This window comes from Ruminococcus sp. 1001713B170207_170306_F1, assembly GCF_015668065.1.
Taxonomy (GTDB): Bacteria; Bacillota; Clostridia; order Lachnospirales; family Lachnospiraceae; genus Blautia_A; species Blautia_A faecis.
In genome coordinates this window covers 146,489-163,157 of record NZ_JADPEX010000001.1, presented here as the reverse complement: position 1 = coordinate 163,157, position 16,669 = coordinate 146,489, and the positions used below count along the sequence as shown (strand labels likewise).

General features: G+C 43.1%; 17 protein-coding genes and 1 pseudogene. 16 read left to right on the top strand and 2 right to left on the bottom strand.

All coding sequences use genetic code 11. The features are described from left to right. Positions 1 to 97: 97 nt before the first annotated feature. From I4V84_RS00725 to I4V84_RS00685, 9 genes are all read left to right on the top strand, one after another. Positions 98 to 1,636: an alkaline phosphatase gene (locus I4V84_RS00725; RefSeq protein WP_118578111.1), complete on the top strand. Its 1,539-nt coding sequence runs from the start codon at positions 98 to 100 to the stop codon at positions 1,634 to 1,636. Then, entirely contained in the window at positions 1,637 to 2,758 is a 1,122-nt protein-coding gene (locus I4V84_RS00720) for a YibE/F family protein (protein ID WP_195991032.1), read from the top strand. It abuts the gene before it with no gap. 254 nt (positions 2,759 to 3,012) lie between these two features. Continuing rightward, on the top strand, positions 3,013 to 3,627 hold the full coding sequence (gene ruvA / locus I4V84_RS00715) for a Holliday junction branch migration protein RuvA (RefSeq protein ID WP_118578051.1): 615 nt from the start codon (positions 3,013 to 3,015) through the stop codon (positions 3,625 to 3,627). 88 nt (positions 3,628 to 3,715) lie between these two features. Next, a complete protein-coding gene (gene ruvB / locus I4V84_RS00710) occupies positions 3,716 to 4,717 on the top strand; it encodes a Holliday junction branch migration DNA helicase RuvB (RefSeq protein WP_195991031.1) in 1,002 nt (333 codons plus the stop codon). Positions 4,718 to 4,994: 277 nt separating this feature from the next. Further along, positions 4,995 to 5,402 carry a cell division protein ZapA gene (locus tag I4V84_RS00705; RefSeq protein WP_021925518.1) on the top strand — a complete coding sequence of 136 codons (408 nt, stop codon included), beginning with the start codon at positions 4,995 to 4,997 and terminating at the stop codon, positions 5,400 to 5,402. 172 nt (positions 5,403 to 5,574) lie between these two features. Next, positions 5,575 to 7,782 (top strand): U32 family peptidase, encoded by a 2,208-nt coding sequence (locus I4V84_RS00700; protein WP_243283988.1) that lies wholly within the window; start codon positions 5,575 to 5,577, stop codon positions 7,780 to 7,782. 6 nt (positions 7,783 to 7,788) lie between these two features. Then, positions 7,789 to 9,162 carry an FtsW/RodA/SpoVE family cell cycle protein gene (locus tag I4V84_RS00695; RefSeq protein WP_118578052.1) on the top strand — a complete coding sequence of 458 codons (1,374 nt, stop codon included), beginning with the start codon at positions 7,789 to 7,791 and terminating at the stop codon, positions 9,160 to 9,162. Continuing rightward, a complete protein-coding gene (locus I4V84_RS00690; RefSeq protein WP_173715982.1) occupies positions 9,086 to 10,567 on the top strand; it encodes a penicillin-binding transpeptidase domain-containing protein in 1,482 nt (493 codons plus the stop codon). The genes I4V84_RS00695 and I4V84_RS00690 overlap by 77 nt, the downstream gene beginning before the upstream one ends. A gap of 96 nt (positions 10,568 to 10,663) precedes the next feature. Continuing rightward, the gene (locus I4V84_RS00685) at positions 10,664 to 11,119 is read left to right on the top strand and encodes an NUDIX domain-containing protein (RefSeq protein WP_021925514.1); all 456 of its coding nucleotides are present in this window, start codon (positions 10,664 to 10,666) and stop codon (positions 11,117 to 11,119) included. 46 nt (positions 11,120 to 11,165) lie between these two features. Here I4V84_RS00685 and I4V84_RS20220 read toward each other — a convergent pair. After that, positions 11,166 to 11,276, bottom strand: a pseudogene (locus I4V84_RS20220) (DUF6783 domain-containing protein); the annotation flags it as partial. Here I4V84_RS20220 and I4V84_RS20215 point away from each other — a divergent pair. The 5 genes from I4V84_RS20215 to I4V84_RS00665 all read left to right on the top strand — a co-directional run bounded on the left by I4V84_RS20215 (position 11,235) and on the right by I4V84_RS00665 (position 13,644). After that, positions 11,235 to 11,354, top strand: a complete 120-nt coding sequence (locus tag I4V84_RS20215; RefSeq protein ID WP_334285980.1) for a DUF6783 domain-containing protein — start codon at positions 11,235 to 11,237, stop codon at positions 11,352 to 11,354. The pseudogene I4V84_RS20220 and the gene I4V84_RS20215 sit on opposite strands and share 42 nt — an antisense overlap. Before the next feature lie 167 nt (positions 11,355 to 11,521). Then, positions 11,522 to 11,833 carry a hypothetical protein gene (locus I4V84_RS00680; RefSeq protein ID WP_173769063.1) on the top strand — a complete coding sequence of 104 codons (312 nt, stop codon included), beginning with the start codon at positions 11,522 to 11,524 and terminating at the stop codon, positions 11,831 to 11,833. Between the two features lie 4 nt (positions 11,834 to 11,837). Further along, positions 11,838 to 13,004, top strand: coding sequence for a DUF2953 domain-containing protein (locus I4V84_RS00675; RefSeq protein ID WP_195991030.1), 1,167 nt, complete (start codon positions 11,838 to 11,840; stop codon positions 13,002 to 13,004). A gap of 2 nt (positions 13,005 to 13,006) precedes the next feature. After that, on the top strand, positions 13,007 to 13,384 hold the full coding sequence (locus tag I4V84_RS00670) for a GerW family sporulation protein (RefSeq protein ID WP_118578055.1): 378 nt from the start codon (positions 13,007 to 13,009) through the stop codon (positions 13,382 to 13,384). A 122-nt stretch (positions 13,385 to 13,506) separates the two neighbouring features. After that, positions 13,507 to 13,644, top strand: coding sequence for a hypothetical protein (locus tag I4V84_RS00665; RefSeq protein WP_173715983.1), 138 nt, complete (start codon positions 13,507 to 13,509; stop codon positions 13,642 to 13,644). A gap of 234 nt (positions 13,645 to 13,878) precedes the next feature. On the opposite strand, the gene rpmB is transcribed toward I4V84_RS00665, so the two are convergent. After that, positions 13,879 to 14,064 carry a 50S ribosomal protein L28 gene (gene rpmB / locus I4V84_RS00660; protein WP_118578056.1) on the bottom strand — a complete coding sequence of 62 codons (186 nt, stop codon included), beginning with the start codon at positions 14,062 to 14,064 and terminating at the stop codon, positions 13,879 to 13,881. Between the two features lie 212 nt (positions 14,065 to 14,276). On the opposite strand from rpmB, the gene I4V84_RS00655 reads away from it, so the two are divergent. Both I4V84_RS00655 and I4V84_RS00650 read left to right on the top strand, forming a co-directional pair. Next, positions 14,277 to 14,636: an Asp23/Gls24 family envelope stress response protein gene (locus I4V84_RS00655; RefSeq protein ID WP_117851829.1), complete on the top strand. Its 360-nt coding sequence runs from the start codon at positions 14,277 to 14,279 to the stop codon at positions 14,634 to 14,636. Positions 14,637 to 14,657: 21 nt separating this feature from the next. After that, the gene (locus I4V84_RS00650; protein WP_272112844.1) at positions 14,658 to 16,343 is read left to right on the top strand and encodes a DAK2 domain-containing protein; all 1,686 of its coding nucleotides are present in this window, start codon (positions 14,658 to 14,660) and stop codon (positions 16,341 to 16,343) included. Positions 16,344 to 16,669: the final 326 nt, after the last annotated feature.

Sequence of the window (16,669 nt, the reverse complement as noted above, 5' to 3'; positions counted from 1 at the left end):
TTGCCGGAATTTAACAGGGGGAAAACAGCGGATTTTACAAATAATGTATAAAATCATACGTGTTCGAATTAATCGCTTTATGAAAAAGAAGGAGAAAATGTACATGAAAGCAAAAAAGATCAGCGCATTATTATTAGCAGCAGCAATGACCGCTTGTGCGGTTCCGGCACAGGGGGCAGCAGCAGATGAACCAAAAGTTCCGAAATATATTTTCTTGTTTATTGGTGATGGAATGAGTTATCCTCAGGTTCAGACAACAAACTATTATCTGAATGCAATTGAAGATGATGGAGATGATATTCTTACAAGTGAAAGCAAGCTGAATATGATGAAATTTCCGGTAGCAGGCTCTGCGCAGACCTATGACAGCACTTCATTCTGTCCTGATTCCGCTTCTACAGCTACTTCCATTTCCACAGGTCATAAGACTTATAGTGGAACCATCAATATGGATGAGAAGATGGAAACTTCTTATGAGACAATTGCTGAAAAATTAAAAAAACAGCTTGGCTATAAGGTTGGAATTCTTTCTTCCGTAAACTTAAATCATGCAACACCGGCTGCATTTTATGCTCATCAGGCTTCCCGAAATAACTATTATGAAATTGGTCAGGAACTGATTGCAAGTAATTTTGATTATTTTGCAGGTGGTGGTCTTAAGAAAACAACTGGTTCAGAGGGAGACCAGACAGATTTATATGAGCTTGCTCAGGAAGCTGGATATAAAGTGATTAAGACAAAAGCAGAGGCAGAAAATCTTACTGCAGAAGATGGAAAAGCAATTGTAATTGATGAGACACTTGCTGATGACGATGCGATGAGCTATGATATGGATCTGGAAGATGGCGAATGGGGTCTTTCTGACTATGTGAAAAAAGGTATTGAAGTTCTGGATAATGATACTGGATTTTTCATGATGGTTGAGGGAGGAAAAATTGACTGGGCCTGTCATGCAAATGATGCAGCTGCAACTATTACAGATACTGTTGCAATGGATGAGGCAGTGGGAAAAGCTGTTGATTTTTATAACGAGCATCCAGACGAAACTTTGATTTTGGTAACAGGTGATCACGAGACAGGTGGTCTTACCATAGGATTTGCAGGCACCGACTATGATACATTTCTTGCAAATATCAGTAATCAGAAAATCTCTTACGCAAAATTTGATTCTGATTATGTAGCGGCATATAAAGAAAACAAAACTGATTTTGATACAGTAATGGCTGATATCACAGAACTCTTTGGTCTGCAGGCACCTACTGGTACAACAGAGTCCTCAAATCAGGCTGACAGCAAGGATGTGCACCCAGAAGGCGAAGAAGATAAGGGAAGTCTTGTAATGACAGATTATGAGTATCAGAAGCTTCAGAATGCTTATGAGGAAACAATGAGCAGAACAGGAGAAGAGGAAGAGTTTGGTCAGGAAGAATATCTGATGTATGGAAGCTATGAACCACTTACTGTAACAATTACTCATATTCTGAACAACAAGTCTGGCATTAATTTTGCATCTTATGCACATACAGGACTTCCGGTGGAAGTATTTGCCATGGGAGCCGGACAGGAGCAGTTTGAAGGCTATTATGACAATACCGATATTTTCAATAAAATGGCTGCAATTACAGGAGTAAAATAAATGGTAAGAGACAGACTTAAAAAAAGTTCTGTTTCTATAATAGCAATATTGTTAATCCTCATCCTCATAGTTCTTCCAACGGGCTATGAGGATGCTGCTATTTATAAGGGAACAGACAGAGTAAGAGCAAAGGTGATTTCCACAGATGAAAGCTCTGTGATTAATAATGGCTTGATTCAGTCAGGCGAGCAGTATTGTAAGGTGAAAATACTTGATGGAAAGTTTAAAAATGAGACTGCAGATGCAGTAAATATGCTGAGTGGCTCTTTGGAAGCGGACAAAATATTTCAGCAAGGAGATGTTGCCCATGTAGTAATCAGTTATAGCAAAGATAAGATTCTTTCAATTATGATGAGTGACCATTATCGTCTGGATAAAGAAGCTATTCTGGCTGGATTATTTGTTTTGCTTTTAATCGGGTTTGCAGGAAAAACAGGTTTAAGAGCAGTATATTCGTTTCTCATTACAATTTTGGCAATCTGGAAAATTTTGACACCAGCTTATTTAAAAGGTGCGAATCCAATATGGTGGGGAATTGCGTTGACTGCCTTTCTTACTCTTCTTATTATATTTTTGGTGTACGGATTTGACAGAAAAACACTGGCTGCATCTTCAGGTGCTTTGCTGGGGGTGTTTGTGACTTGTGTTATGGGGTGTATTTTTACAGACGCTTTTAAAATTCACGGAGCAGTTATGGCATATTCGGAAAGTCTTTTGTACGCTGGTTATCAGAATCTGAATCTTTCTCAGATTTATATGAGCGGTATTTTTATCGGAGCATCAGGTGCTATGATGGATCTGTCCGTTGATATTACTTCGGCAGTAAATGAAGTAATTTGTAAAAAGCCGAATATTGGATGGAAAGAAGCAGCCAGATCAGGAATGAATGTTGGCAGAGCAGCAATGGGAACTATGACTACCACATTGCTTCTTGCTTATTCTGGCGGTTATATTGCTCTTTTGATGACGTTTATGGCACAGGGAACACCAATTGATAATATTATGAATTACAAATATGTTGCGGCTGAATTACTGGATACTGTAGTTGGAAGCTTCGGGCTTGTGACAGTTGCCCCTTTTACAGCCCTGACAAGTGCCTGGCTTTTTACAAAGAAAAAATAATACTACACTTTTACTATTATTTTCTGAAAATTAAAGTGCTATACTCCTTTCGGACAAGGAAATAAGGGCCCGCAAGTTTCCTTCCTGCAACTGAAAGGAGTATTTTATTATTATGAAAAGAAAATATATCGCTTGCCGGCGCGTCCTTTTTGAAAAAAACGAATGAATGTTTGCTTTTTTCGGTGGAATATGGTATGATGACAAAGAATTTCGAATATAACTCTTTACAATAGATAAAACAGGAGGTCCTCCCCATGATCTCATTCATCCGAGGAACAGTAGCAGACCTTACCGAGAATTCTGCAATCATAGAATCAAATTGCATCGGATTTGAAATAAATATGACCGGAAACGCTCTGGCACAGCTGCACATTGGACAGGAAGTGAAGCTTCATACTTATTTTCAGGTAAGAGAAGATGCAATGGTTCTCTATGGATTTTTCAATAAAGATGATTTACAGGTGTTTAAACTTCTTCTTGGTGTAAACGGAGTTGGACCGAAAGCTGCTCTGGGAGTTCTGGCAGGAATCACTGCAGATGAGCTTCGCTTTGCTGTTCTTTCCGATGATGTGAAAACTTTGTCAAAAGCCCCTGGAATCGGTAAAAAAACAGCCCAGAAGCTGATCCTGGAGCTGAAGGATAAGCTCAGTCTGGAAGAAGCCTTTGAGCAGAAGCTTGCCAATGAACAGGCTCAGGCTACTACAGCTGCAGCTGGAGCAGGAATGACAGATGCCAGACAGGAAGCAGTAGAAGCACTGGTGGCACTTGGCTACAGCAGTACAGATGCCCTCCGCGCAGTGCGCAAGGTGACAGATGTGGAGCCGACGGATGTAGAAGGGATCCTGAAAGCTGCATTGAAGAATTTTTAGATTCCATAAATTTTTTCGCAAAGGGTGCTATCGTGAATGAAATGCATCCCGGTATATAAATGCAAACACTAATTTCAAGAGGTAAAAAATGGACAATCGTATCATAACCACTGATGTTATGGAAGAGGATTTTTCTCTGGAAGGGAATCTTCGCCCACAGACCCTGGACGAGTATATTGGCCAGGAAAAAACCAAAAATACCTTAAAAGTATATATTGAAGCTGCCAAACAGCGTCACGATTCCCTGGACCATGTCCTTTTCTATGGCCCTCCGGGACTTGGAAAAACTACCCTTTCCGGTATTATTGCCAATGAAATGGGTGTGCATATGAAAGTGACTTCCGGCCCTGCAATTGAGAAGCCTGGAGAAATGGCGGCGATTCTGAATAATCTTCAGGAAGGGGATATTCTTTTTGTAGACGAGATCCATCGCCTGAACAGACAGGTGGAAGAGGTGCTTTATCCTGCCATGGAGGATTTCGCCATCGATATTATGATCGGGAAGGGCGCTTCCGCCAGGTCGATCCGACTGGATTTGCCGAAATTTACCCTTGTAGGTGCTACCACCAGAGCCGGGCTTCTTTCTGCGCCGCTCCGTGACCGTTTTGGTGTAATTCATCATCTGGAATTTTACAGTAAGAAGGAACTAACCACAATTATCATGCGCTCTGCCCAGGTACTTGGAGTAGAAATTGACGTGAAAGGTGCCGGAGAGATCGCCATGCGCTCCCGGGGAACGCCCCGTCTTGCAAACCGTCTGTTAAAGCGTGTCCGTGATTTTGCCCAGGTGAAATATGATGGAAGGATCACTTACGATGTTGCATGCTTTGCTTTGAACCTTCTGGAGGTAGATCAATATGGTCTGGACAAACTGGACCGCCAGATCCTGACTACTCTTATTGTAAATTTCAAAGGCGGCCCTGTTGGACTTGACACTTTGGCAGCAGCCATCGGTGAAGATTCCGGTACTTTAGAAGATGTATACGAGCCGTACCTTCTGAAAAATGGCTTTTTGAACCGTACCCCGAGAGGGCGGACGGCCTCCGCACTTGCTTACGAACACCTTGGTTTTCCTGTTCCGGAAATATAAAAGATAAACTTTTGTAAAAAATCCTATACTTTTCAACATTTTTCGATTATAATAGGAGTGCTTACATAAATTGTAATACGAAAAGATAATAAACAGACTGGTTTTTCCGGGCATATTGTGTTGCTGGTCACAGAGTGAACAGTAACAATATGAAGTTGCTGTTTTCTGCTAATATTCCGCGATACGGTTACTGTCTATAGAAGAAAAGCAGCGGATTATTTGTGGGTAACAGTGTAAGGAGAAGCTGGTAGTATAAAGATACAGGAGGCTTGAACGAATGGCGGTCAAGAATACAGCACAGGTGATCATCGGGGGTAAGATCATTACCCTTGGAGGATATGAATCAGAGGAATATTTCCAGCAGGTTGCATCATATATGAATAAGAAGATAGGAGAGCTGGAGACTGTGCCAGGATACGGCAGACAGCCTATGGAGACCAAGCATATGCTTCTCAGCCTGAACATTACCGACGATTACTTCAAGGCGAAGAAGCAGGTGGAGACTTATGAACTTGATCTGCAGCAGAAGGATCAGGAGATGTATGATCTGAAGCATGAGCTTATTTCTCTTCGTATGCAGATTGAAGAGGCACAGAAGAATGAACAGGAAGCCCTTGACGAGAAGAATCTCCTGGAGGGTAAAGTAAAAGAACTGGAAAAAGAACTGGATGAAATGCTGAAATAATAGCAGGAGGGATTGCTTAGGTGATTCCTCTTTTCCTTTATCAAAGTGTGTAAAAAACGTTTTCGCAATTTGCAGATTTAGGCCTGCTATACATAAAGGAAAAAGCTGTGAATTGTGGAGGCTGTTTTCATTGAAGAAACCTTAAATTCTTATAAAAATTGGAGGACAAACTTTGAATCCTAATAACATAGAATTGCTGGCTCCTGCCGGTTCCTACGAAGGCTTTGAAGCTGCACTTGGAGCAGGTGCGGACGCTGTGTACGTAGGCGGTGCAATGTTCGGAGCCAGAGCATATGCCCAGAATTTTAACGAAGAAGAGCTTCTTCGCGCCATTGATGTGGCGCATATTCATGGTAAGAAGCTGTATCTTACGGTCAATACCCTGTTAAAAAATAGAGAATTAAAAGAAGAACTGGTTTCCTATCTGGAACCATACTACAATGCAGGCCTGGATGCAGTGATCGTCCAGGATATGGGAGTATTTTCCCTTTTGAAAAAAGAATTTCCGAAACTTCACCTTCATGCCAGCACGCAGATGACTGTAACTGGTCCGGAAGGAATGAAATTCCTGGCAGATCAGGGGGCGACCCGGGTGGTAGCTGCAAGAGAACTTTCCCTTCAGGAACTTTCCCGTATGCATGAAGCCTGCCCAATTGAGATAGAGGCTTTTGTCCATGGAGCACTTTGCTACAGCTATTCAGGACAATGTCTGATGAGCAGTCTTTTGGGAGGCAGAAGCGGAAACAGAGGTCGTTGTGCCCAGCCTTGCCGTCTGCCATACCAGGTGAAGAATTTCAGGGCAAAAGAGTATGGAAAAGGAGAATTCTGCCCGTTAAGCCTGAAAGATATCTGTACCATTGAAATTTTACCTGAAATTATAGAAGCGGGAGTTACCTCTCTGAAAATAGAGGGCAGAATGAAGCAGCCGGCTTACACTGCTGGCGTTACCGGCATGTATCGAAAATATCTGGATTTTCTTTTTGAAAAAGGACCTGCGAATTATCACGTGACAGAAAAAGATAAAAAATATCTTCTGGATCTGTTTAATAGAGGCGGTTCCTGTACAGGCTACTATCAGATGGGAAATGGTCCTCAGATGATGGCATTTACAAATGAGAAAAAAACGGGGGAAGTTTTTCTGGAAACGAAGCAGCTGAAAGAGAAAATTACAGGCGAACTTCACCTTGTCCCCGGTTCTCCGGTTCTTCTTCATGTTTCCTGTCAGGGGGAAGATGCATATGAATGTGTTGGAGAAGTACAATACGCAAAGAGCCAACCGGTAACGGAAGAGCGGGTGCGTCAGCAGATGGACAAGCTGGGAAACACCTCATTTATATGGGAAAAACTGGAAATTTATATGGAAGATTCCGTTTTTGTTCCCATGAAGATTTTAAATGAAGCGCGGCATCAGGCATTAGAGGATCTGAAGGAGAAGCTTTTACAAAAATACAGGCGAAACGTGGGAGACGAGCGGGTTAAGAGAATTGCGGAGGAGACGCCGGCAAAAATCAGTGCGATTGCGGCCTGTGATAATGTTCCCCGCAAAAAAGAGGAATACATTCCGGTTTACGTGTCCTGTGAAAGCGAGGAGGCTTCTGAAGTCCTCTGCCAAAAAGACGGAATCCAGGGTATTTATCTTCCTTACGCATTAATAGAGAAACATTTGCAGACAGGTCTTGACGATGGAAAAGAAATGTATCTTTCTCTTCCTCACATTACAAGAGAAAATCCACCGGAAGGCTATATGGAGCAGGTGAAAAAGTGGCTGGAAGCAGGGCTGAGCGGATTTCTTGTGCGGAATCTGGAGTCCTACAGTGCACTGGCACAGATGGGACTGGCAGACAAGTGTGTGCTGGATCACTCCCTGTATACCTGGAATGATGAAGCCATCCGTTTCTGGAAAGATCAGGGAATCCTTCGAAATACAGTTCCCCTGGAGCTGAATGAGAAGGAACTTCGCCACAGAGAAAATGCAGGCAGCGAGATGATTGTCTACGGCCGTCTGCCTCTTATGCACAGCGCCCAGTGTGTACGAAAGAATACTTTCGGCTGCAATGGACAGGAGGAGAGGCTTGTTCTGAAAGACCGTTATGACAAGGAATTTCCTGTAGTCTGTTATTGTCGTCCATGGAAAATGGGAAATACAAAGGCGGCAGAGTCGTGTTATAATATCATCTATAACAGTCTGCCATACGGTCTTTTGAAGGAAGCTGACAGGGTGAAAGAGCTTGGTGTTTCATCTGTAAGACTGGCTTTTACCATAGAAAGCAGGGAAGAAACAGAACGGATCGTGGAAGACTTTGTGGCTGCATATCATGGCAGCCAGGTATCTCACGAATATGAGTTTACAAAAGGTCATTTTAAAAGAGGAGCCGAGTAAAGGCGTATGATTAATATTGTTGTTGAATTATCCAAATATGTGATCCTGACACTGATGATCGTGTACACAGTTTTGTGCTACTACCTTGTTGTGGGGAAACACGCTTCAGACAGGAAAGGACTTTTAAGAAGTCAGATCACTTTAACCTTTTTTCTGGATTTTACCGCATTTGTTGTGATTTTTCTGAAAACCTTTGATTTTAAGGTTGTCATCTTTTATGCAGAAATGATGATATATTTTGCTGCGATCCTTATTTTATACCGCAGAATTTATAAAAATGCGTCTATGCTGCTTTTAAATAATATGTGCATGCTTTTAAGCGTTGGATTTATAATGCTGTGCAGGCTGGATATTGCCTCTGCCAATAAGCAGCTTTTGATCGTTGCGTGCGGAAGTGCAGTGGCGCTGGTGATCCCGGTTATGATCCGCAAGATGAAATTTCTCAAGGATCTTACCTGGGTGTATGCAGGGCTTGGGATTGTTCTTCTTGGAGCAGTTCTTGTTCTGGCACAGACAAGCTACGGCGCCAAGCTTTCTCTGATGGGAATCCAGCCTTCCGAGGTGATCAAGCTCACCTTTGTGTTCTTTATGGCATCCCTTCTGGCAAGAGAGGTAACTTTTAAGAAAGTTGTGCTGGCTACTGTTGTGGCAGGTCTCCATGTGGGAATCCTGGTGCTTTCAAGAGATCTTGGAAGCGCTGTAATCTTTTTTGCAGCTTATCTGGTGCTGATCTATGTATCAACCAGGAAGCCGGCATACCTTTGCATTGGAATTGCAGGCGGTACAGCAGGCGCTGTAGTGGCATATCACCTGTTTGGTCATGTAAGGCAGCGTGTCAGTGCGTGGAAAGATCCTATGGCAGTTTATCAGAATGAAGGATACCAGATTGTACAGTCCCTGTTTGCCATTGGTACAGGCGGATGGTTTGGAATGGGACTTTGCCAGGGCTCTCCGGAGAAAATTCCGGTTGTAAAAAACGACTTTATTTTCAGTGCGATCTGCGAGGAGCTTGGCGGGATTTTTGCCATCTGCCTGATCTTTGTGTGTATGAGCTTTTTCCTTACTATCGTGGAGATTGCCCTGCAGATCAAGAATCCATTTTATAAACTGATCGCCATTGGTCTTGGTGCGGAATATGCGTTTCAGGTGTTCCTTACCATTGGAGGTGCTACCAAATTCATACCTATGACAGGTGTGACTCTTCCTCTGGTCAGCTATGGAGGAAGTTCCATTATGTGTATGATTTTGATGATCGCTATTATCCAGGGCTTGTATATTTATAGAGAGGACGAGGACGAAGAAATTGAGAGACATCGACGAGAGGCAGCAAAGAGAGCGAGACAGAGAGCTGTTGAGGCAGCGGAAGAAAGAGATTACTAAAAAGCGCAAAGCCAGAAATAAAGAATATACCTTTGTTTCCATCTTCTTTGGGATTATTTTTATCAGTATGATCGGGTATCTGATTTATTTCGATGGCTTTAAAAGCGATGATTTTATTAACAGCCCTTACAATACCAGACAGGATTCCTTTTCCGACCGTGTAGTACGAGGTAAGATCCTGTCTTCTGACGGACAGATTTTGGCGCAGACCAATGTAAGTGAGGATGGAACTGAGACACGTAATTATCCATATTCCAATATGTTCTCCCATGTTGTGGGTTATGATACCAATGGAAAAAGCGGTCTGGAATCAGAGGCGAACTTTACCCTTCTGACTTCCCATTCCTTTTTTCTGACGCAGATGAAGAATCAGTTCCTTAATGAGAAGAATACAGGAGATACGGTTGTATCTACCCTGAATGCCAATCTTCAGAGCATTGCATACAATGCATTGGGTGACAGAAGAGGGGCTGTTGTGGTAATGGAACCATCTACCGGAAAAAGGCTTGTAGAAGTGAGCAAGCCTGATTTTGATCCCAATACCATTGGGGATAATTGGGACTATCTGGTAAACGACGAGAATGACAGCAGTCTTCTGAACAGAGCCACAAATGGTGCATATCCGCCAGGTTCCACCTTCAAGGTTGTGACTGCACTTGACTATTTCCGCAAAAAAGGAACTTTTGAGGGATACAATTATCTCTGTGAGGGAAGTATCACCTTGCAGGATCACACGATCCACTGTTATCACAATACAGTTCACGGGCAGGAGAATTTCTATTCTGCATTTGCAAATTCCTGTAACTGTGCATTTGCAGATATTGGAGTTGGTCTTGGGGGTGCGTCTCTTCGCGAGACTGCGGAGAATCTTCTGTTTAACAAGAGTCTGCCTCTGAACTCCTACAGAACCAGCAGCTTTTCCCTTGATGCAGATTCCGTAACGCCTCTGATCATGCAGACTGCCATTGGACAAGGCAATACTCTTGTGTCTCCTATGCATATGGCATTGATCACCTGTGCCATTGCAAATGACGGTGTTCTGATGAAACCTTATCTTATTGACGAGGTGGTAAATGACAATGGCGATTCAGTAAAAAAGACAGAACCGGTAGCTTATAAACGGCTGATGAGTTCCAATGAGGCCAATCTTCTTGGCAAATTAATGAAACAGGTGGTTGATTCCGGTACAGCTTCCGCACTTTCCGGCAGAAGCTATACAGTAGCAGGTAAGACTGGTTCCGCAGAGTTTGACGAGGAAGGACACAGCCATTCCTGGTTTATCGGCTATTCCAATGTGGATGATCCGGATCTGGTGGTTGCCGTGATCGTGGAGAATGGCGGTTCCGGCAGTGAGGCAGCAGTTCCGATTGCGGGACAGATTTTTGATGCTTATCACGCCAGCTAACAGCAATCTATATGATATTCCCTGTTGCCAGTTTTCTGAAAAAGAGGTATACTATATACAGTTTAGAAAACACACGCATTACAGGAGGATTGCAGCATGATAGAAGCAACGAGCTGTGGCGGTGTGGTAATTCATCGAGGTAAGATTCTTGCACTATATAAATCTTACAAAAACCGTTACGAAGGCTGGGTTTTACCGAAAGGAACCGTAGAGCCAGGAGAGACTCATGAGCAGACCGCATTGCGGGAAGTGAAGGAGGAAGCTGATGTCAGAGCTTCCATTGTGAAGTATGTAGGCAAGAGCCAGTACAATTTCACAGTGCCGGAAGACATGGTCAATAAAGAGGTACACTGGTATCTTATGACGGCGGATAATTATCATAGCAAGCCTCAAAGAGAGGAATTTTTCGTGGACTCCGGGTATTACAAGTTTCACGAGATTTACCATCTGCTTCGTTTTGCAAACGAGAAGCAGATCGTTGAGAAGGCGTACCAGGAATATCTGGAACTGCGAAGTGCCGGATTATGGGACAGGCAGCAGAAATATTTCTGATTCATGGGGAGAATAAAGGCTGCGTAGCTGATTTACGCAGCCTTTATTATATGATAATGTTGCTAGAGCCTGTTTGAAAAAGCATTCCCGCAATCTGCACGCCCCACTTTGCGGTATATTTTGCCCGAATTCGGTTGCCGTAGCCCGCTACGGCGCCCTCCTCCGGACAAAATCTCCCACAAATTGTGACGCACATCTTGCAGAAAGCCTTTTTCAAACATGCTTTAGGGAATGATTTTTCAAACACGCTCTAGCATCTGACAGGTTCGTTCTGTGAACGAGGTTCACAAGAAATGCTTTGCGGAATAGTTGCAAAATGTTTAAAATTTCCAGAGAAGGGAATCATTAATATAACAAAAGGTGTATGTCAAGCAGTAATAACAAAGGAGAGTTGTGCCGAATATGCTGAAATGGCGAGAAGACTATTATGTGGGAGAAGGAATCAAAGACGCGGCAAAAGCACGGAAGAGGATTGACGCAGGCAGGATGGCTTTTGGGGTTTATCTGGTCACATTGTCTGAGAATCCGGGAAATCTTCTTGAAATTGTACCGTCCTACATGCTGATCCAGAAGAGCTATTATGCCAGATGTCCTGAGATCGTTGGTATGGCGAAGGGAAAAGACGAAGCCATTGATCTGGCAGTAGATATTGTGAAGAATATTTACGGGGAGACAGGTGCATTTCAGGTAAAAGAATATTTTAAGAACAGGTGAGCGCATGTTACATATACTGTGGATCCTCATAAAGTTTATATTGATCATACTGGGAATCCTGCTGGGACTTGCGCTTCTGGCAGTGCTTCTTCTGTTGTTCTGCCCGGTACGCTACCAGGCGAGGGCTGTGAAGGAGACCGGCAGCTTCAAGGAGACAGAACTGGAAGCCAGAATTACCTGGCTGTTCCACGTCATAGGCGTCAGGTTTTGCTTTCATAATGGAGAAGGAAAGCTGGTGATCCTGTTTTTTGGAGTTTCATTAGAAACTATAAAAGGCTGGCTTAAGAAGCTAAAAGGCGGCAGAAGAAAGAACTCCGTCAGCCAAACCTCCAGGAGTAAGGCAAAGAAGAGGAAAAAGAAATCTGCGCAAACGAAGGGAATATCTCAGGAGAACAGAACAAAAAAGCCAGATGTAAAAGAAGCTTCTGGTGAAGAGTCGAATGTGAGTAATGCTGTTGCTGAAGAGAAAACTAAGCAGATGGCAGAGTCTCGCATAGAAACTGAGAAGAAAGCATCTCAGCCTGAAGCACATGCAGCAGAGAATTTTCAAGATCATGCACCAAAAACTGAGGCGGTGCTGTTGGAAAATAATACAGCAGAACCGCAGACAGGGAAGCCATCAGCAGAGAAGCAGGAAAAAAATATCAAATCTGCTTCAAAGTCCGGCTTAATTACGCGTATTTGGGAAATACTAAGCAAAATAATCCGATTCCCGGGTAATCTGTGGAATAAGGTTATTTCAATAATTAAAGGTATAATTGAGAAAATTAAAAATATAAAGAAAACAATTTCAGGAATCACAGATAAGCTTGGCTGGTGGAAAGAATTTCTTACCAATGAACGGACCAAGGCTGCAATTTCTCTTATATGGAAAGATGTAAAAGGTCTGCTCCATCATGTACTTCCAACGAAATTGGAAGGTGATGTTACTTTTGGATGCGATGATCCGGCCATTACCGGGACAGTTCTGGCAGTGCTTGGTATGACCTTTCCATTTCACAAGAACAGGATTCATGTGAATCCGCTTTTTGATGGAGAGAACCAGCTGACTGGAAATGTATTTCTGAAAGGTCGTATTTATGGCATTGTGCTTATCAAGGCAGCAATAGAGATTTACTTCAATAAAAATATAAAATACGTTATCAACCGATGGAAGCATAAGGAGGACTAGAAATGGAAAACGAAAACAACTTTAAAGAAACCGTAAGCTCCCTGTTTAAGGGAATGGATGGATTTGTATCTGCGAAGACAGTGGTAGGAGATGCGATCCATGTAGGAGACACCATTATACTTCCACTGGTGGATGTATCCTTTGGTGTAGGCGCTGGTGCATTTGCAGGTGATAAAAAGAACAATGGCGGCGGAGGTCTCGCCGGAAAGATGACCCCATGCGCAGTTCTGGTAATCCAGAATGGTACCACCAAGCTTGTAAACGTAAAGAACCAGGATGGTCTTACTAAAGTTCTGGATATGGTTCCTGACTTTGTAAACCGCTTCGCACCTGGCGGAGATAACAGCGCGGATGAAACTGTAGATTCTGAAGAGAACTAGATCGTGTCTGATCGAGTAACTGATTATAAAAGCTGCAGACGGTTATTTTAGAAGTTAATGTGTTCAGATGTGGCATTTCAGCATAAAATATACTAAACCAAAGAGGCAAGGCTGTATGAATTATGGGAAAAGCTCTTGGTTTTATGCTGTTTTTCATCGGACTTGGAATGGTGATCGGCTTGCTTGTCTCCGAGACCACCGCACTTCTGATTGCAGCAGCTTTGTGTATGCTGTGTGGCTATCATTTATTTTGTAAATAAAATGGGTATGAAAAGATTATCAGCGAATCCTTTCATACCCATTTACATTTTATGTAACTATCCTTTTTATTAAAATAATTTCTGTCTGGGAGAAGCTGCTCTGGAGTTTGTTGAAAAAGGCCTTCTGCAAAATGTGCGCCATACTTTGCGGGAATGATTTTCAACCACACTTAGAAAATACTTATTCGGGAAACAAAAAAATAGCCCCCACAAAACTGTGAGGGCAGGTGTTTCTTAGGCTCTTTCAACGTTTCCGGATCTTAAGCAGGAAGTACATACGTACATTTTCTTAGCTCCGCCTTCAGTTTTAACCTTAACGGATTTCACGTTTGATTTCCACATCTTATTGGATCTTCTATGGGAATGACTCACATTATTTCCGAAATGAGCACCTTTTTCACAAATTGCGCATTTAGCCATGATAGCACCTCCTTGACGCTTTTTTTCAACAGTTCATATTCTAACAGATGGAAAAACATTTTGCAAGCAAAAAAAGGAAAATTTTAAAACAATTTAAAATAAATTTGCTATTTGCGTGGATGCGTGCTAAAATTGGACATTGTGTTATGAATGAAAAAAGGGTATAATATGGTATATACATTTTGAAAATCAAATTAATGGAGGTAAACCATATGAAGGGACGTATAGATTCCGGCCTTGGCCAGATCATTATTGATACGGATGTAATCGCGACTTATGCAGGAAGCGTTGCAGTAGAATGTTTTGGTATTATCGGTATGGCCGCTGTCAGCATGAAGGACGGCCTTGTAAAGCTGCTCAGGAGAGATTCCTTACAGCATGGTATAAATGTTAAGATCACAGAAGATAATAAGATTCGCCTTGATTTTCATGTAATCGTGGCGTACGGTGTGAATATCAGCACTATTGCAGATAATCTTGTAAACAATGTGAAATATAAAGTCGAGGCTTTTACAGGAATGGAGATTGAGAAGATCAACATTTACGTAGAAGGTGTTCGTGCAATAGATTAGGATTAGAGGAGGAAACTTGTGGTGGATAGACAGACCATAGATGCCAAGATACTTTCCAGAATGTTTCTGGCAGGAGCCAAGAACCTGGAAGCGAAGAAAGAATGGATCAACGAGCTGAATGTATTCCCGGTTCCGGATGGAGATACCGGTACGAATATGACAATGACTATTATGTCAGCTGCATCAGAGGTAAGCAGTCTTACAGATCCTGATATGGAGACACTCGCCAAGGCTATTTCGTCCGGTTCCCTGCGTGGAGCCAGAGGTAACTCAGGCGTTATTCTTTCCCAGCTTCTCAGAGGCTTTACCAAGGGAACCAAGGGACATAAAGAAATGGATGCAGTTGTGATCGCAGCTGCTATGGAGAAGGCTGTAGAGACTGCATACAAAGCAGTTATGAAGCCGAAGGAAGGTACCATTCTTACAGTAGCACGTGAGGCCGCAGTAAAGGCTGCTGAGATTGCAGAGGAATCTGCAAATCTGGAGCTTTTCTTCCGTGCCATTTTCGAGCATGCTGAGAAGACACTTGCCCGCACACCGGAAATGCTTCCTGTCCTGAAAGAAGCAGGTGTAGTAGACTCAGGCGGACAGGGACTTCTAGAAGTTTTCCGTGGTGCATTTGATGGTTATCTTGGAAAAGAAATCGACTATTCTGCATTTGAGAAGGTATCTTCCGGTCCGGCAGTGATCAGGATCTCCCAGCAGGCAGAAGCGGATATCAAATTTGGATATTGCACGGAGTTCATCATTCTTTTGAATAAGCCTCTTCCAGATGAGGAGCTTCACAGCTTCAAGGAGTTCCTTACATCAATTGGTGATTCCATTGTACTGGTAGCAGATGATGAAATCGTGAAAGTACATGTACACACCAATCATCCTGGCCAGGCATTCGAGAAAGCGCTTACCTACGGTGCACTTTCCCGCATGAAGATTGATAACATGCGTGAGGAACATCAGGAGAAGCTGATCAAGGATGCCGAGAAGCTTGCCCGGGAGCAGGAAGAACAGGAGAAGAAGGAAGCTGCTGCGAAAGCTGCCAAAGAGCATAAGAAATACGGATTTATCAGTGTTTCCGTCGGAGAAGGACTCTCCACCCTGTTTAAAGAGCTGAATGTAGATTATATCATCGAGGGCGGTCAGACCATGAACCCAAGTACAGAGGACATGCTCAATGCCATCGCTGAAGTAAATGCAGATACTATTTATATTTTCCCGAATAATAAGAATATTGTTCTTGCTGCAAACCAGGCGAGAGACCTTACCGAGGACAAAGAGATCGTGGTAGTTCCTACCAAGACGATTCCGCAGGGAATCACAGCTCTGATCAGCTTCCAGCCGGAAATGAATGGAGAAGAGAATCTGGAAGCCATGATGGAGGCTGTATCCATGGTGAAGACCGGACAGGTAACATACGCAGTCCGAGACACCAGACTGGATGAGAAAGAAATCCACGAGGGCGATATTATGGGAATCGGTGATCACGGAATTCTTGCAGTAGGCAAGGGACGTGAGAATGTTGCCAAAGAGATGGTGGCAGCTATGGTAGACGAGGATTCTGAGGTGATCAGCATTTACTACGGTGCTGAGACCACAGAAGAGGATGCCGAGAGCCTTGCCGCAGAGCTGGAAGAAGCATATCCGGACTGCGAAGTAGAGGTAAATATGGGCGGACAGCCGATTTATTATTACATTATTTCTGTTGAGTAATGAATGTTACTGTTCACTGATAACGTTCCGCGAGGTGTTTTTTGTGAACAAAGTTCACAGAAAACCCGAGAATTAAGTTTGCGCAGCAAACGCTACTTCTTGTGCTTGTCACAAGAAGGTTCGTCTTTCTGTGCATCGCGAAGCGCGTTACTGGTCACGGAGTGAACAGTAACTAATGAATAGCTGCAGGGCGGCGAGTGATAAAGAGATGGAAGACAGGGTGGAAGATTTCCGCCCTGTCTTCTTTAATAATAAACATAGGCTCATTGGTAATATTAAGTTTTTTTGCGCACCGTGAAGCTGTTATTGAGTTGGAAGTGGTTAGC